At 45.8% G+C, this 15338-nt stretch carries 15 protein-coding genes; 14 read left to right on the top strand and 1 reads right to left on the bottom strand.

The features are described 5' to 3' along the window. Nucleotides 1-209: 209 nt before the first annotated feature. From mazG to rpoS, 12 genes are all read left to right on the top strand, one after another. Nucleotides 210-1001 (top strand): nucleoside triphosphate pyrophosphohydrolase, encoded by a 792-nt coding sequence (gene mazG, locus WJM94_RS19830; protein ID WP_444495909.1) that lies wholly within the window; start codon nucleotides 210-212, stop codon nucleotides 999-1001. A 214-nt stretch (nucleotides 1002-1215) separates the two neighbouring features. Beyond that, on the top strand, nucleotides 1216-2856 hold the full coding sequence (locus tag WJM94_RS19825; RefSeq protein ID WP_444495908.1) for a CTP synthase: 1641 nt from the start codon (nucleotides 1216-1218) through the stop codon (nucleotides 2854-2856). Between the two features lie 82 nt (nucleotides 2857-2938). Beyond that, nucleotides 2939-4240, top strand: coding sequence for a phosphopyruvate hydratase (gene eno, locus WJM94_RS19820; RefSeq protein ID WP_444495907.1), 1302 nt, complete (start codon nucleotides 2939-2941; stop codon nucleotides 4238-4240). 296 nt (nucleotides 4241-4536) lie between these two features. After that, complete coding sequence (locus WJM94_RS19815; RefSeq protein ID WP_444495906.1) at nucleotides 4537-4671, top strand: hypothetical protein; 135 nt, start codon at nucleotides 4537-4539, stop codon at nucleotides 4669-4671. A 204-nt stretch (nucleotides 4672-4875) separates the two neighbouring features. Then, on the top strand, nucleotides 4876-5157 hold the full coding sequence (ftsB, locus tag WJM94_RS19810; RefSeq protein ID WP_444495905.1) for a cell division protein FtsB: 282 nt from the start codon (nucleotides 4876-4878) through the stop codon (nucleotides 5155-5157). 1 nt (nucleotide 5158) lies between these two features. Continuing rightward, nucleotides 5159-5866 carry a 2-C-methyl-D-erythritol 4-phosphate cytidylyltransferase gene (ispD, locus tag WJM94_RS19805; RefSeq protein ID WP_444495904.1) on the top strand — a complete coding sequence of 236 codons (708 nt, stop codon included), beginning with the start codon at nucleotides 5159-5161 and terminating at the stop codon, nucleotides 5864-5866. A gap of 13 nt (nucleotides 5867-5879) precedes the next feature. Beyond that, complete coding sequence (gene ispF, locus WJM94_RS19800) at nucleotides 5880-6356, top strand: 2-C-methyl-D-erythritol 2,4-cyclodiphosphate synthase (RefSeq protein ID WP_444495903.1); 477 nt, start codon at nucleotides 5880-5882, stop codon at nucleotides 6354-6356. Nucleotides 6357-6393: 37 nt separating this feature from the next. Further along, on the top strand, nucleotides 6394-7437 hold the full coding sequence (gene truD, locus WJM94_RS19795; protein ID WP_444495902.1) for a tRNA pseudouridine(13) synthase TruD: 1044 nt from the start codon (nucleotides 6394-6396) through the stop codon (nucleotides 7435-7437). Then, nucleotides 7437-8213, top strand: coding sequence for a 5'/3'-nucleotidase SurE (gene surE / locus WJM94_RS19790; protein ID WP_444495901.1), 777 nt, complete (start codon nucleotides 7437-7439; stop codon nucleotides 8211-8213). The genes truD and surE overlap by 1 nt, the downstream gene beginning before the upstream one ends. Further along, a complete protein-coding gene (locus tag WJM94_RS19785) occupies nucleotides 8213-8839 on the top strand; it encodes a protein-L-isoaspartate(D-aspartate) O-methyltransferase (protein WP_444495900.1) in 627 nt (208 codons plus the stop codon). Before surE ends, WJM94_RS19785 begins: the two co-directional genes overlap by 1 nt. 13 nt (nucleotides 8840-8852) lie before the next feature. Next, nucleotides 8853-9776, top strand: coding sequence for a peptidoglycan DD-metalloendopeptidase family protein (locus WJM94_RS19780; protein WP_444495899.1), 924 nt, complete (start codon nucleotides 8853-8855; stop codon nucleotides 9774-9776). Between the two features lie 80 nt (nucleotides 9777-9856). Further along, nucleotides 9857-10849, top strand: coding sequence for an RNA polymerase sigma factor RpoS (gene rpoS, locus WJM94_RS19775; protein WP_444495898.1), 993 nt, complete (start codon nucleotides 9857-9859; stop codon nucleotides 10847-10849). Between the two features lie 76 nt (nucleotides 10850-10925). Here the strand turns inward: rpoS and mutS are convergent, their stop codons facing one another. After that, nucleotides 10926-13487 carry a DNA mismatch repair protein MutS gene (gene mutS / locus WJM94_RS19770; RefSeq protein ID WP_444495897.1) on the bottom strand — a complete coding sequence of 854 codons (2562 nt, stop codon included), beginning with the start codon at nucleotides 13485-13487 and terminating at the stop codon, nucleotides 10926-10928. Nucleotides 13488-13571: 84 nt separating this feature from the next. On the opposite strand from mutS, the gene pncC reads away from it, so the two are divergent. Together pncC and recA are read left to right on the top strand one after the other, a co-directional pair. Further along, nucleotides 13572-14063 (top strand): nicotinamide-nucleotide amidase, encoded by a 492-nt coding sequence (pncC, locus tag WJM94_RS19765; RefSeq protein ID WP_444495896.1) that lies wholly within the window; start codon nucleotides 13572-13574, stop codon nucleotides 14061-14063. A gap of 192 nt (nucleotides 14064-14255) precedes the next feature. Next, a complete protein-coding gene (recA, locus tag WJM94_RS19760) occupies nucleotides 14256-15302 on the top strand; it encodes a recombinase RecA (RefSeq protein ID WP_444495966.1) in 1047 nt (348 codons plus the stop codon). Nucleotides 15303-15338 lie beyond the last annotated feature (36 nt).

Raw genomic sequence — 15338 nt, 5'->3', positions numbered from 1 at the left:
AACTCTCGTCATAGTTATCGTTGTAGCGTTGTTGACTGCACGCACTCCGGGGTGCCGGCTCAGGCCCATCACATGGCGAACCATGCTCAGGAGTCTCGTTTGCTTGTCGCCTAGCTACAACGTTAACTATTTAGAGAGTTAAACAATCAAATTAAATAGAGGTGAGTGGTTATGCTGCTCACCTTTTTTGTTTAAAGGAATAAAAGTATATGAGTCATCCAATTGAACAGCTTGAAGCAATCATGGCGCAGTTGCGCGATCCTGAGAGTGGTTGTCCGTGGGATCTGAAACAAAGCTTCGACACCATTGTGCCGCATACGATAGAAGAAACCTACGAAGTCGTTGATGCGATTCAAAATCGTGATTGGCCGAATCTTAAAGAAGAGCTGGGCGACTTGCTGTTTCAGGTGATTTTTTACAGCCAGTTGGCCAAAGAGCAGGGGCTGTTTGAATTTTCTGATGTGGTAGAAACCGTTAATGAAAAACTGACTCGTCGTCATCCTCATGTTTTTTCTGATGTTGAGTTTGAATCCGATGCTGAAATTACGGCGAACTGGGAAGCAGAAAAGGCGAAAGAAAAAGCACAAGTAGGCAAATCGGAAGAAAGTATCCTAGACTCAATACCAAACTCTTTGCCGGCGCTTTCTCGTGCTACAAAGATTCAGAAAAAATGTGCGAAATACGGTTTTGACTGGGACTCACTTGGTCCTGTCGTTGGCAAGGTTCGGGAAGAAGTTGATGAAGTCATGGAAGAAGCGCTTCAAATTGACCCGGATGAGGAAAAAGTTGAGCTTGAGTTGGGCGATTTGCTTTTTGCTACCGTCAATCTGGCTCGTCATCTAGGCAAAGATCCAGAGGTTGCATTAGGTAAAGCGAACTTGAAGTTTGCAAGACGCTTTAAGCAGGTGGAAGTGAAAGTAGCTCAATCTGGCAGGGGACTCAAAGATTGCTCTTTGACCGAGCTTGATAAGTTTTGGGATGAAGTGAAAACGGAAGAGTAAAGTTGGAATGGGTAGAGAATGCTATTTATGGGGCAAGATTGACTCAGAACATAAATACGCACTTTAGTTTCTCTCTGTCCACTTTGATTTGAAGCAAAAAATAAAAAATTGCGGTGTGATAGATTTCACGTTGTGGCGGTAAGGAGCTTCTGGTATATTTATCTCCCGTCCAGAAGCACTCCATTTCCCTCATTCAACCAATTTCAGGTTAAACATGACGACAAATTACATTTTTGTTACTGGCGGGGTTGTATCCTCTCTAGGTAAAGGTATTGCAGCAGCATCTCTTGCGGCTATTCTTGAAGCTCGTGGTCTTAAAGTGACTATGATGAAGCTTGACCCTTACATCAACGTTGATCCGGGTACTATGAGCCCAACTCAACACGGTGAAGTGTTCGTTACGGAAGATGGCGCAGAGACTGACCTTGACCTTGGTCACTACGAGCGATTCATCCGCACGAAGATGACTAAGCGTAACAACTTCACTGCAGGTCGTGTTTATGCCGACGTACTTCGTAAAGAGCGTCGTGGTGATTACCTAGGTGCAACGATTCAGGTTATCCCTCATATCACTAACGCAATCAAAGACCGCGTAATCGCTGGTTCTGAAGGCCACGATATTGCTATTGTTGAAGTTGGCGGTACTGTTGGTGATATCGAATCACTGCCGTTTATGGAAGCGATTCGTCAGTTGGCAATCGAAGTAGGCCGTGAACGCGCGATGTTCATGCACCTGACTCTAGTTCCTTACCTTGCTGCGGCAGGTGAAGTAAAAACTAAACCGACTCAGCACTCTGTAAAAGAGCTACTATCTATCGGTATCCAACCAGATATTCTAGTTTGCCGTAGCGATCGTATGATTCCAGCGAACGAGCGTAAGAAGATTGCGCTATTCTGTAACGTTCCTGAGAAAGCGGTAATTTCAATGAAGGACGTAGATTCAATCTACAAGATCCCTCAACTAGTGAAATCTCAAGGCCTGGACGACCTAGTGTGTGCTCGTTTCGGTATCAATGCGCCAGAAGCTGACCTTTCTGAATGGGAACAGGTTATCTACGAAGAAGCGAACCCAACTGGTGACGTAACCATCGGTATGGTAGGTAAATACATCGAACTACCAGACGCTTACAAATCTGTAAACGAAGCGCTTAAGCACGCTGGCTTGAAAAACCGTCTAAACGTAACAATTAAGTACGTAGATTCACAAGATATTGAAACCAAAGGTGTAGAAGTTCTAGAAGGTCTAGATGCTATCCTAGTACCAGGTGGTTTCGGCGATCGTGGTGTTGAAGGCAAGATCCGTGCAGCTCAATACGCACGTGAAAACAAGGTTCCTTACCTAGGTATTTGTCTAGGTATGCAAGTAGCGCTTATCGAGTACGCTCGTAACGTTGCGGGCATGGAAGGTGCACATTCAACAGAATTTAACAAAAACACTAAGTACCCTGTGGTAGGTTTGATTACTGAATGGGTAGATAGTGAAGGTAACGTAGAAGAGCGTACTGAGACTTCTGATCTTGGCGGTACAATGCGCCTGGGTTCTCAGCTATGCCACCTGGAAAAAGGTACTAAAGCTTACCAACTTTACGGTAGCGCGACGATCCATGAACGTCACCGCCACCGTTATGAAGTAAACAACAATCTTCGTCCGCAGATTGAAAAAGCTGGCCTAAAAGTTTCAGGCTTATCTGCAGACAAGAAATTGGTTGAAGTGATTGAGAACCCTGCTCACCCATGGTTTGTAGCAGCGCAGTTCCATCCAGAATTTACATCGACGCCTCGCGATGGTCACCCATTGTTTGCGGGCTTCGTTAAGGCTGCGGGTCAATTCTCACGCGGCGAGTTCGAGAAGTAATTTAAGGGATACGGGTGGCTGCGAAGGTTGTGCTGCTGCCCTTTAAAATTGACATTTATATTTGAAACGAGAGGAAACATTAATGTCTAAGATCGTTAAAGTTCTAGGTCGTGAAATCATCGACTCACGTGGTAACCCAACTGTAGAAGCTGAAGTACACCTAGAAGGCGGTTTCGTAGGTATGGCAGCAGCTCCATCTGGTGCATCTACAGGTTCTCGCGAAGCTCTTGAGCTACGTGACGGTGACAAAGCGCGTTTCCTAGGTAAAGGTGTTCTTAAAGCAATTGAAGCTGTAAATGGCCCAATCGCTGAAGCTCTAGTTGGCAAAGATGCTAAAGACCAAGCTGCAATCGATGCAGTAATGATCGAACTAGATGGTACTGAAAACAAATCTAAATTCGGTGCTAACGCTATCCTAGCTGTTTCTCTAGCAAACGCTAAAGCTGCTGCAGCAGCTAAAGGCATGCCTCTATACGAGCACATCGCTGAACTAAACGGCACTCCTGGTCAATTCTCTATGCCTCTACCAATGATGAACATCATCAACGGTGGTGAGCACGCAGATAACAACGTTGACATCCAAGAGTTCATGATCCAACCAGTTGGCGCGAAAACTCTTAAAGAAGCTCTACGTATCGGTGCTGAAGTATTCCACAACCTAGCTAAAGTACTTAAGTCTAAAGGTTACAACACAGCTGTTGGTGACGAAGGTGGTTTCGCTCCTAACCTAAAATCTAACGCTGAAGCGCTAGAAGTTATCGCAGAAGCTGTTGCAGCTGCTGGTTACGAGCTAGGCAAAGACGTTACTCTAGCTATGGACTGTGCTGCATCTGAGTTCTTCGACAAAGACGCTGGCATCTACAACATGAAAGGTGAAGGTAAAACTTTCACTTCTGAAGAGTTCAACCACTACCTAGCTGGTCTAGTAGAGCAATTCCCAATCGTATCTATCGAAGATGGTCTAGACGAGTCTGACTGGGCTGGTTTCGCACACCAAACTCAACTTCTAGGCGATAAGATCCAACTTGTTGGTGACGACCTATTCGTTACAAACACTAAGATCCTAGCTGAAGGTATCGAGAAAGGCATCGCTAACTCTATCCTAATCAAGTTCAACCAAATCGGTTCTCTAACTGAGACTCTAGCTGCAATCAAGATGGCTAAAGACGCAGGTTACACAGCAGTAATCTCTCACCGTTCTGGCGAAACTGAAGATGCAACTATCGCTGACCTAGCGGTAGGTACAGCTGCAGGTCAAATCAAGACTGGTTCTATGAGCCGTTCTGACCGTGTTGCTAAGTACAACCAACTTATCCGTATCGAGGAAGCTCTAGGTGAGCGCGCTCCTTTCAACGGTCTTAAAGAAGTTAAAGGCCAAGCTTAATTCTTATTGAATTAATATTGGTTTTATAAACTTTGAAACCCTCGCTACGGCGGGGGTTTTTGTTTTAATACGGGTAATTAAGAGCGATGAGCCGTTCTGACCGTGTTGCTGCTATGCCTAAAAGAAAGCAACCAACTTATCCGTATCGAGGAAGCTCTAGGTGAGCGCGCTCCTTTCAACGGTCTTAAAGAAGTTAAAGGCCAAGCTTAATTCTTATTGAATTAATATTGGTTTTATAAACTTTGAAACCCTCGCTACGGCGGGGGTTTTTGTTTAAATACGGGTAATTAAGAGCGATGAGCCGTTCTGACCGTGTTGCTGCTATGCCTAAAGAAAGCAACCAACTTATCCGTATCGAGGAAGCTCTAGGTGAGCGCGCTCCCCCGTTTTTACAAGAAAGCGGTCTTAAAGAAGATAAAGGCCAAGCATAATTATTAGCTTAGCTTTATCGCTCTTTATAGATACCTCGCTTCGGCGGGGTATTTTTTTATGTCGCAGGGCTGAAATAGCGTTTCTTTACACTCTTTCATGTGAGGAGTTTGTGAGTCTTCCTTTCTGCCCTAGAGGCAATCACGCATTTATGCTATATATGTCATCTTATCTAATTCCTTCCGGTACAGAATGTTAGCAACGATATGCGAATCTTTGTTATAGCCCTTACCTTACTGTTTGGCTTACTTCAATACACTCTCTGGTTCGGCAAGAACGGGGTGTCTGATTACTATGCAGTAAAAGATGAAATTGAAGTACAGCAGCAAGTGAACAGCAAGCTACAAGCTCGCAATAATGAAATGTTTGCTGAAATTGACGACTTAAGGCAAGGTATTGATGCGATTGAAGAAAGAGCGCGTCATGAACTTGGCTTAGTCAGAGATGGTGAGACTTTCTACCGAATTGTTGGTGAGGACAACCAGTAAGATGTTGGATTCAGTCTCATCACATATCGCTATTGTTCCTGCTGCTGGTGTCGGCAGCCGAATGAAAGCAGATCGTCCCAAGCAGTATTTATTGATTGATGGAAAGGCGGTGCTAGAGCATACCGTTGAGAAACTTCTCTCACATCCTAAAATCTCTAAAGTGGTGGTGGCGATTACGGCAGGTGACCCATATTACCCTGAGCTATCCATTGCAAATCATCCAGATGTGATTCGAGTTGCGGGTGGTAAAGAAAGAGCCGACTCTGTGCTTTCAGGACTAAACTATGTAAGTGCACAATTCTCCTGTGAGTGGGTACTTGTCCACGACGCTGCAAGACCTTGTGTATCTTTAACGGATATTGACCGTCTGATTGATGTTTGTGTTGGTCATCCTACGGGCGGCATTCTTGCTTCGCCGGTGAGAGATACGATGAAACGTGCAAATCCAGCACAGGATATTGATCATACTGTAGATAGAGAAGCATTGTGGCATGCACTAACCCCACAAATGTTTAAAACTCAGCAGTTAAAACGGGCCTTGGATGCTGCATTGCAGCAAGGTATCGCCATCACGGATGAAGCATCGGCTTTAGAGTGGTTGGGAGAAACCCCTGCTTTGGTTCAAGGCAATGCGAGCAATATAAAAATTACTCAGCCAGAAGATCTCGCATTGGCTGAGTTTTATCTAAGTCGTGAGCGCGGCGAGTAAGTAAGGATAAGAAATGATTCGAATTGGTCACGGTTTTGACGTGCATAAATTTGGTGGTGAAGGCCCGGTTATTATCGGCGGTGTCTCTGTTCCTTATGAACAAGGACTCATTGCACACTCAGATGGTGATGTCGCCCTGCATGCGTTAAGTGATGCGTTGCTTGGTGCTATTGCAGCGGGTGATATTGGTCGTCATTTTCCTGATACTGACGATAAATGGAAAGGCGCTGACAGCCGTGAGTTACTCAAAGATGTCTACCGCCGAGTAAAAGATCAAGGATATCGATTAGGCAATGCGGACATTACCATCATAGCTCAGACACCAAAAATGGCTCCGTACATTGAAGCTATGTGTGCAGCAATCGCTCAAGATCTTGAAACCGATATCAGCAACATCAACGTTAAAGCAACCACGACAGAGCGCCTGGGTTTTACTGGACGCAAAGAAGGTATTGCTACAGAAGCAGTTGTGCTTCTTTTCAAGCAATAATTGCTCTTTAATGCTGTGTGAACAGCGGAAATAAATCATGTCAGACATTTTATCTTCATTGGCTTACCTCGCGGGTAAGCCGGTAGCATCAGCAAAAATTAAAGCGCAACCGGAACATTTCCAGGTTCGCGAAGATCTGGGCTTTTCCTTCACTGGTGAAGGGGAGCACTTGATGGTGCGTATTCGTAAAACAGGTGAGAACACCAGCTTCGTCGCTAATGAGTTAGCCAAAGCGTGTGGTGTGAAATCTAAGGATGTGAGCTGGGCAGGTTTAAAAGATCGCCATGCGGTGACAGAGCAATGGTTAAGCATTCATTTACCTAAAGGTGACACACCTGATTTCAGTGCGTTTTTAGCGCAGTACCCGAGTATTGAAATTCTGGCAACAGATCGTCACAACAAAAAACTGCGTCCTGGCGATTTGGTTGGGAACGAGTTTGTTGTCACTTTGTCTGAAGTTACAGATATCGCAGACGTGGAACAACGTCTTGAAAAAATTAAACAAGTCGGTGTGCCAAACTATTTTGGGAGCCAGCGTTTTGGTAACGATGGTAATAATCTGGAAGAAGCTCGCCGCTGGGGACGTGAAAACGTACGTACTCGCAATCAAAATAAGCGCAGTCTCTATCTGTCTGCGGCGCGTTCGTGGATATTTAACCGTATCGTATCAGCACGTCTGGAACAGGATGTGTTCGATAAGTTTATCTTAGGTGATGTCGCACAAACGTCCTCAGGTAACATTGTGGTCGATGCAGATAACATGGCAGAAATCCAGGCTCAGCTTATCGATGGAAAGGCGTCAATTACCGCTGCATTAGCTGGTGACAATGCTTTACCGACACAAGCTGATGCTCTTGCGTTAGAGCAGCCATTTCTGGATGAAGAGCCTGATCTGATGGCTCTTATTCGCGGTAACCGTATGCGCCATGACCGTCGTAATATCGCGTTAAAGCCGCAAGATTTCGCTTGGAACGTTGAAGGTAATAATATTACGCTGACTTTCTCATTAGATGCTGGGTCTTTTGCTACGTCGATTGTACGTGAGTTAGTCAACGAGGTTAAAGTAGAAAGAGAATACTAATGGAACTAGGTTCATCAAGCATCAAGCCACTGCGCATTCTTATAAGCAATGACGATGGTGTTTACGCTCAGGGAATTCATGCTCTTGCAGATGAGTTGAGAGATATTGCTGAAGTTACGATTGTCGCACCGGACAGAAACCGTTCAGGAGCCTCAAACTCGTTGACGTTAGAACAGCCACTGCGCGTGACAGAGATTGCGCCAAATACCTATTCGGTACAAGGAACCCCAACGGATTGTGTTCACTTTGCTCTGAATGAGCTAATGAAAGGTGACCTGCCGGATCTTGTTCTTACCGGCATCAACCATGGAGCGAACTTGGGCGATGACGTGCTGTATTCGGGCACGGTTGCTGCGGCAATGGAAGGTCACTTTCTTGGTGTTCAGTCTGTCGCTTTCTCTCTGGTTGGAAAACACCATTTTGACTCAGCAGCAAAAATTGCACGTAAGCTGGTACAACAACATTTAGCTATGCCCATTCCAACCAACCGTTTATTAAATGTTAACGTACCAGATCTGCCACTAGAAAAACTGGGTGAAATTGAAGTGACTCGTTTAGGGGCGCGCCATCATGCCGAGAATATGATCAAGCAGAAAGATCCGCGAGGTCATGATATTTATTGGTTAGGCCCTCCAGGAAAAGAGCAAGATGCGGGTGAAGGTACCGACTTTTATGCAATCGAGCATGGTCGGGTATCGATTACCCCTCTGCAAGTCGATCTCACAGCCCATGAGTCTCTGCGTGCCATGGACAGTTGGTTGAAGGAAGAGAAGTAATGAGTAACCCACATGCTGACCGGTTGATTGAATTTTTGGTCGCCAGTGGCATCAAAGATCAACGAGTTTTGGATGCAATTCACCACTTGCCTAGAGAGCGTTTTGTTTCTCAGGCGATGGTGCACCAAGCCTACGATAACAATGCGTTACCGATTGGTCAGGGACAAACTATTTCTCAGCCTTACATAGTGGCTCGTATGACAGAGTTGCTAGAACTTGAACGTACCAGCAATGTTTTGGAAATTGGTACTGGTTCAGGCTATCAAACCGCGGTGTTAGCGCAAATCGTGGATCATGTTTGCTCTGTCGAACGAATCAAATCCTTACAATGGGAAGCGAAGCGTCGTTTGAAGCAGCTTGATATTTACAATGTCTCGACCAAACACGGAGATGGTTGGCTAGGCTGGGAAAGCAAAGGCCCATTTGATGCCATCATCGTCACCGCTGCGGCGGAAGTCATTCCCCAAGCACTTCTGGCGCAGTTAAAAGATGGCGGTAAGATGGTTATTCCTGTTGGTGAGGCTGAACAACAGCTATTAAAAATTGAGCGTAGAGGCGAGGAGTATATTTCTACTGTAGTGGAAATGGTTAGATTCGTCCCTCTGGTAGCAGGTGACTTAGCGTAAGGGTTAAGGATAGGTGAGCAAGTTATTACGTCGAATTGGTATTAGCTCTATATTAGCTGCGGGACTTCTGGGTTGCGCGGCTCACTCACCTGCACCTGTATCAAGCTTAAAAAAAGATTACTCAAATGTTGAGAGAGGAAGCTATAGAGGGAGTTACTATGAAGTAAAGAAAGGAGACACGCTTTATTTCATAGCTTACGTCACAGATAAAGATGTAAATGATCTTGTTCGTTACAATGATCTTTCTCAACCCTACACGATCTATCCCGGTCAGCGCCTAAAACTTTGGGCTCCGAAATATATTGCCCCTAAATACGGGCATAAAGTCGAACCCGTTGTGGCTCCTGTGGTTGCGAAGACACTACCCCCAGTGACTAAAACATCAACAGTGTCACAGCCTGTAAATTCAAGTAAAAACTCTACTCCAAAAGTGCAGGTTACTACTCCTAAAGTAGTACAAAAACCGCCTCCAAAGATGGTTGAACAAACCAAAACAAAGGAGTATGTTGGTTCAAAAGATAACCAAAATCTGCAGAAAACGACGCCAACAACTACAGCGAAAAATGAGAATGTATCTAAGTGGTTATGGCCTACAAAAGGGAGAGTAATCAAGAACTTTTCAGCGGGAGAACAGGGAAATAAAGGCATAGATATCGCAGGACAGCGTGGTCAGCCTATCGTTTCAACCGCAGCCGGCACGGTCGTGTATTCCGGTAATGCGCTAAGAGGTTATGGCAACCTAATTATAGTGAAGCATAACGACAATTATTTAAGCGCATACGCTCACAACGACAAGCTGCTGGTATCTGAAGGACAAAGTGTCTCAAGCGGACAAAAAATAGCCACGATGGGTAGTTCAGGCTCTAAGTCCGTTAAATTACACTTTGAAATTCGCTACCAAGGTAAATCAGTGAATCCAAAACGCTATTTGCCATAAAACTTTGAAAAACAACTTGCGAAACCATTTAGCGACATAAGTAGTTGTCATGTCTTGCTAACTCGCCAGGGGGAGGCGTTATGAGTATCAGCAACACAGTATCCAAAGTTGACGAGTTTGAATTCGACGAAGAGGAAATGAAGTCCGTTGAAGTCGAAGATGAACTCGAAAAATCATCACCTACAGAAGGCAAAACGGCTGCGCGTGAAGAGTTTGATGCGAGCAGCAAAAGCTTAGATGCCACTCAGTTGTATTTGGGCGAAATTGGCTTCTCACCTCTACTTACCGCTGAAGAAGAAGTGCTGTATGCTCGCCGTGCATTGCGTGGTGACGAAGCTGCTCGTAAGCGTATGATCGAAAGTAACTTGCGTTTGGTTGTGAAGATCTCTCGCCGTTACAGTAACCGTGGTTTGGCTCTGCTTGATCTTATCGAAGAAGGTAACTTAGGTTTGATCCGTGCGGTTGAGAAGTTCGATCCGGAGCGTGGTTTCCGTTTCTCTACATACGCAACATGGTGGATTCGACAAACGATTGAGCGTGCGTTGATGAACCAAACTCGTACAATCCGTCTACCGATTCATGTTGTGAAAGAGCTGAACATTTATCTGCGTACTGCGCGTGAACTTTCCCAGAAGCTCGATCATGAACCAACTGCAGAAGAGATTGCAGCTCAGCTGGATATTCCAGTGGAAGACGTTAGCAAGATGCTTCGTCTGAACGAGCGCATCAGCTCAGTCGATACTCCGATCGGTGGCGATGGAGAAAAAGCACTACTCGACATTATCCCTGATGCAAACAATTCAGACCCTGAAGTCTCTACTCAAGACGATGATATTAAATCTTCATTGATTCATTGGCTTGAAGAACTGAATCCAAAACAGAAAGAAGTGTTGGCTCGTCGCTTTGGGCTCCTTGGTTATGAGCCATCAACACTGGAAGAGGTTGGACGTGAAATTGGGTTAACTCGAGAGCGAGTGCGTCAAATCCAGGTGGAAGGCTTGCGTCGTCTACGTGAAGTATTGATTAAACAAGGTTTGAATATGGAAAACTTGTTTAACGTTGAAGATGATTAATCTGCATCTTGTATAAATTAAAAAGGCTATGGGTAACCATAGCCTTTTTGCGTTTTAAGCCGATGATCTTTAATGGCTAAAGCATTTTCTTTAGACGATACAGTTCTTCGAGTGCTTGGCGAGGTGTCAGGTCATCGGGGTCAATGTTCGACAAGGCTTGCTCCACTTCGCTTGGTTCAGGGATCAGGCTTAGCTGATTTGCCACATCCACAGTACTTGGGCGAGGGGAGTTACTACCATGGCTCAACTGCTCAAGCTGAGACAGTTTGTTACGCGCATTTTTAATGACGGTTTTAGGTACCCCGGCCAGTCCTGCAACAGCGAGACCGAAAGATTTGCTTGCTGCTCCTTCCTGAACCGCGTGCATAAATGCAATGCTGTCCCCGTGTTCGACGGCATCCAAATGAACATTAGCCAGATTTGGTAACTGGCTTGGCAGCTCTGTTAATTCAAAGTAGTGCGTGGCAAACAGAGTCAAAGCACCTATCTGTGTTGCCAGCCACTCTGCGCTTGCCCATGCCAGAGAAAGACCATCATAAGTGCTGGTGCCTCGACCAATTTCATCCATTAACACTAAGCTGTTCTTAGTGGCGTTGTGCAGAATATTTGCTGTTTCTGTCATTTCGACCATGAACGTGGAGCGTCCAGAAGCCAAGTCATCGGATGCACCAATACGAGTAAAGATGCGATCTAACGAGCCGATTTGAGCGGATTCCGCTGGCACGTATGAACCGATGTGAGCCATCAAAGCGATCAATGCGGTTTGACGCATGTATGTGGATTTACCACCCATGTTTGGACCAGTGATGATCAACATTTTTCTGCTTGGGTTGAGATCGATCGGGTTGGCGATAAATGGATCGCTTGTAACTTGCTCTACGACAGGATGACGACCTGATTGAATCTGGATTCCCGGCTCTTTGACAAGTGTCGGACGACAGTAATCGAGCGAGTCTGCACGTTCTGCTAGGTTTTGCAGCACGTCCAGCTGAGAAATAGCCGAAGCTAAGTTTTGCAGCTTCTCAAGATTTGGCATCAGCAGATCAAACAGCTCTTCCCATAGCTGTTTTTCCAACGCAAGGGCTTTGGATTTTGAGTTAAGCACTTTGTCCTCGTGCTCTTTCAGCTCAGGAATAATGTAGCGCTCTGCATTTTTCAGCGTTTGACGACGCACATAATGCGGTGGTACCAGTTTGCTTTGACCACGACTGACCTGAATATAGAAACCATGTACGTTGTTGTAACCCACTTTTAGCGTATCGATACCGTGACGCTCGCGTTCATCCGCTTCGAGCTTATCTAAGTATTCAGTTGCACCATCGGCAAGTTTACGCCACTCGTCCAGCTCATCATTGTAGCCTTCAGCGATAACGCCACCGTCACGGATGACCACGGGTGGGTTTTCCTTGATTGCACGTTCCAGTAACTCGCAGACATCGTCGATAGGTGCAGCAAACTGCGCTAACTTCACAAGGTATGGATGAGCTAAAGAGGCAGTAATTCCCTCCAGTTCAGGAAGTTGCTGCATTGCGTGACGTAGACGAGCCATATCACGCGGACGGGCTGAACGCAAAGCAAGGCGAGCCAAGATACGTTCGATATCGCCGATCTGTTTTAGCACTGGCTGTAGATCAGCAAACACGCCTTGATCTTTAATTTCGCCAATCGCATCCAGACGGTTGTTCAGTGTATCGATACAACGCATTGGCTGATGCAACCAACGTTTGAGCATGCGACTACCCATTGGAGTTGCGCAGTGGTCGAGTATGGCTGCTAACGTATTATCGACACCTCCCGCTAGATTGTGAGTGATTTCGAGATTGCGACGTGTTGCTGCATCCAAAATAACGGAATGATCCTGACGATCGAAGGTTAAAGAGCGAATGTGCGGTAGCGCGGTACGCTGTGTGTCTTTGACGTATTGGATCAAACAACCTGCAGCACATAAGCCAAGCGCAGCGTGTTCTACGCCAAAGCCAACTAAGTCTTTGGTGCCAAATTGCTGGTTCAGCTGTTGCTTCGCGGTATCGAGTTCAAACTCCCATACCGGACGACGACGGTTACCGTTGCGGCTCGACATCAAGTGAACGGGCTCAAAATCTTCAGGAAACAGTAACTCACGAGGGGCTGTACGTTGGAGTTCTGCCGCCATCGATTCTTCTGTTTCAGGTTCTGTTAATTGAAAGCGGCCTGAAGTGATATCCAGCGTTGCGTAGCCAAACTTACCGTTATGGTGATAAATCGCCGCAATTAAGTTGTCGATGCGTTCAGAAAGTAGGGCTTCATCTGTCACAGTGCCCGGAGTCACAATACGCACAACTTTTCGTTCAACAGGACCTTTACTGGTGGCTGGGTCACCAATCTGCTCACAGATAGCAACAGACTCACCAAGCTGAACAAGTTTGGCTAAATACCCTTCTACGGCATGAAACGGTACACCCGCCATAGGAATCGGCTCTCCGGCAGAAGCACCACGTTTGGTTAAGGAGATATCGAGCAACTGAGACGCACGCTTAGCATCATCATAAAAGAGCTCGTAGAAATCGCCCATGCGGTAGAACAGCAAAATTTCAGGGTTCTCAGCTTTGAGCTTGAGGTATTGCTGCATCATCGGAGTGTGTTTTTGTTCAGCTTTCACAGGTAAGTTCTTTTGTTTATTTCCGGAGCGGCTTAGGATACGTGAATCCCCTTCAAGTAAAAAGAGACAACGGGCATTTTGGCTATGGAAAGAACAACGAAATTAAGTGCAGATTTAGGGGCTCTACTCGCGCAACATGGGCATATAATGACGACGGCTGAGTCTTGCACAGGCGGTGGCGTTGCTGCTGCAATTACAGATATAGCAGGCAGCTCAGGATGGCTGGACCGCGCTTTTGTGACTTACAGCAACGAAGCGAAAATGGAAATGCTTGGCGTACGTTCTCAGACTCTTGAGGAGAACGGCGCAGTCAGTGAACCTGTCGTGATTGAAATGGTTCAGGGAGCGCTTAAGCACTCGAATGCGACGATTGGAGTGTCGATCAGTGGTATTGCAGGGCCGGGAGGCGGCAGTGAAGAGAAGCCAGTAGGAACAGTATGCTTTGCATTTGCAGATAAGCAAGACTGGCTTTTGGTGGAAACTATGCATTTTGATGGTGATCGTGCCGAGGTGCGGGAGCAAGCTGTATTTCATGCACTCACTCGAATCTATCAACATTTGTCTGAGAAAATTTAAAATTTCCTTAGCCCAGACGTGATAAGGTCTGGAGCAAAATATGGTGCAGTACAACCCAAATTTTTTTCATACAGGTATAGACACTGTATGAATCAACAGTATAATGACTTTCATTGCTGAGCAGGATAACTGCTTAAGAAAAGTTTAATGACTATTCGTCGCCCAAAGAAGATGAATAAATCGGAGAAAGTAATGGACGAGAACAAACAGAAAGCGCTCGCCGCTGCGCTAGGTCAAATTGAAAAACAATTCGGTAAAGGCTCAATCATGCGCCTTGGCGATAACCGCGCAATGGACGTAGAAACCATCTCAACGGGTTCTCTTTCTCTTGATATTGCTTTGGGTGCTGGTGGTTTACCAATGGGTCGTATCGTAGAAATCTACGGTCCAGAATCTTCAGGTAAAACAACGCTAACTCTAGAGTTAATCGCTGCAGCACAGCGCGAAGGTAAAACGTGTGCGTTTATCGATGCAGAGCACGCTCTGGATCCAGTTTATGCGAAAAAACTTGGTGTTGATATCGATGCGCTATTGGTTTCTCAGCCAGATACTGGTGAGCAAGCGCTGGAAATTTGTGATGCATTAGCACGCTCTGGTGCTATCGACGTTATGGTTGTCGACTCTGTTGCCGCTCTGACACCAAAAGCAGAAATTGAAGGCGAAATGGGCGACAGCCACATGGGTCTTCAAGCTCGTATGCTTTCTCAAGCAATGCGTAAGCTAACTGGTAACCTAAAGCAGTCTAACTGTATGTGTATCTTCATCAACCAAATCCGTATGAAAATTGGTGTGATGTTTGGTAACCCAGAAACCACAACTGGTGGTAACGCACTTAAGTTCTACGCTTCTGTTCGTCTGGATATCCGTCGTACTGGCGCGATCAAAGAAGGCGACGAAGTTGTCGGTAACGAAACTCGTATCAAAGTTGTTAAGAACAAGATTGCAGCACCGTTTAAAGAAGCAAATACACAAATCATGTACGGTCAGGGCTTTAACCGAGAAGGTGAGCTGATTGACTTGGGCGTGAAGCACAAGCTGGTTGAAAAAGCGGGCGCTTGGTACAGCTACAATGGTGACAAGATTGGTCAAGGTAAAGCAAACGCTTGTAACTACCTTCGCGAAAATCCGCAAGTGGCGAAAACTATCGACACGAAACTACGCGAAATGTTGCTATCACCAGCAGCTCATGAAGCACCAGAAGCTGTTGAAGTAGCAGAGAAGCAAGAAGAAGAGTTTTAATCTTCAGCTTGATTAGAACAATGAAAAGCCCTGCAC

Source organism: Vibrio sp. YIC-376 (assembly GCF_052353105.1).
Lineage (GTDB): Bacteria > Pseudomonadota > Gammaproteobacteria > Enterobacterales > Vibrionaceae > Vibrio.
The sequence above is the reverse complement of the archived record's forward strand: the minus strand, read 5'-3'. Positions and strand labels throughout refer to the sequence as shown.

What these genes read in the sequence shown, in the direction of transcription:
- mazG (WP_444495909.1), top strand. Translation starts at nt 210, where the DNA reads ATGAGTCATCCAATTGAACAGCTTGAAGCAATCATGGCGCAGTTGCGC.
- WJM94_RS19825 (WP_444495908.1), top strand. Translation starts at nt 1,216, where the DNA reads ATGACGACAAATTACATTTTTGTTACTGGCGGGGTTGTATCCTCTCTA.
- eno (WP_444495907.1), top strand. Translation starts at nt 2,939, where the DNA reads ATGTCTAAGATCGTTAAAGTTCTAGGTCGTGAAATCATCGACTCACGT.
- WJM94_RS19815 (WP_444495906.1), top strand. Translation starts at nt 4,537, where the DNA reads ATGAGCCGTTCTGACCGTGTTGCTGCTATGCCTAAAGAAAGCAACCAA.
- ftsB (WP_444495905.1), top strand. Translation starts at nt 4,876, where the DNA reads ATGCGAATCTTTGTTATAGCCCTTACCTTACTGTTTGGCTTACTTCAA.
- ispD (WP_444495904.1), top strand. Translation starts at nt 5,159, where the DNA reads ATGTTGGATTCAGTCTCATCACATATCGCTATTGTTCCTGCTGCTGGT.
- ispF (WP_444495903.1), top strand. Translation starts at nt 5,880, where the DNA reads ATGATTCGAATTGGTCACGGTTTTGACGTGCATAAATTTGGTGGTGAA.
- truD (WP_444495902.1), top strand. Translation starts at nt 6,394, where the DNA reads ATGTCAGACATTTTATCTTCATTGGCTTACCTCGCGGGTAAGCCGGTA.
- surE (WP_444495901.1), top strand. Translation starts at nt 7,437, where the DNA reads ATGGAACTAGGTTCATCAAGCATCAAGCCACTGCGCATTCTTATAAGC.
- WJM94_RS19785 (WP_444495900.1), top strand. Translation starts at nt 8,213, where the DNA reads ATGAGTAACCCACATGCTGACCGGTTGATTGAATTTTTGGTCGCCAGT.
- rpoS (WP_444495898.1), top strand. Translation starts at nt 9,857, where the DNA reads ATGAGTATCAGCAACACAGTATCCAAAGTTGACGAGTTTGAATTCGAC.
- pncC (WP_444495896.1), top strand. Translation starts at nt 13,572, where the DNA reads ATGGAAAGAACAACGAAATTAAGTGCAGATTTAGGGGCTCTACTCGCG.
- recA (WP_444495966.1), top strand. Translation starts at nt 14,256, where the DNA reads ATGGACGAGAACAAACAGAAAGCGCTCGCCGCTGCGCTAGGTCAAATT.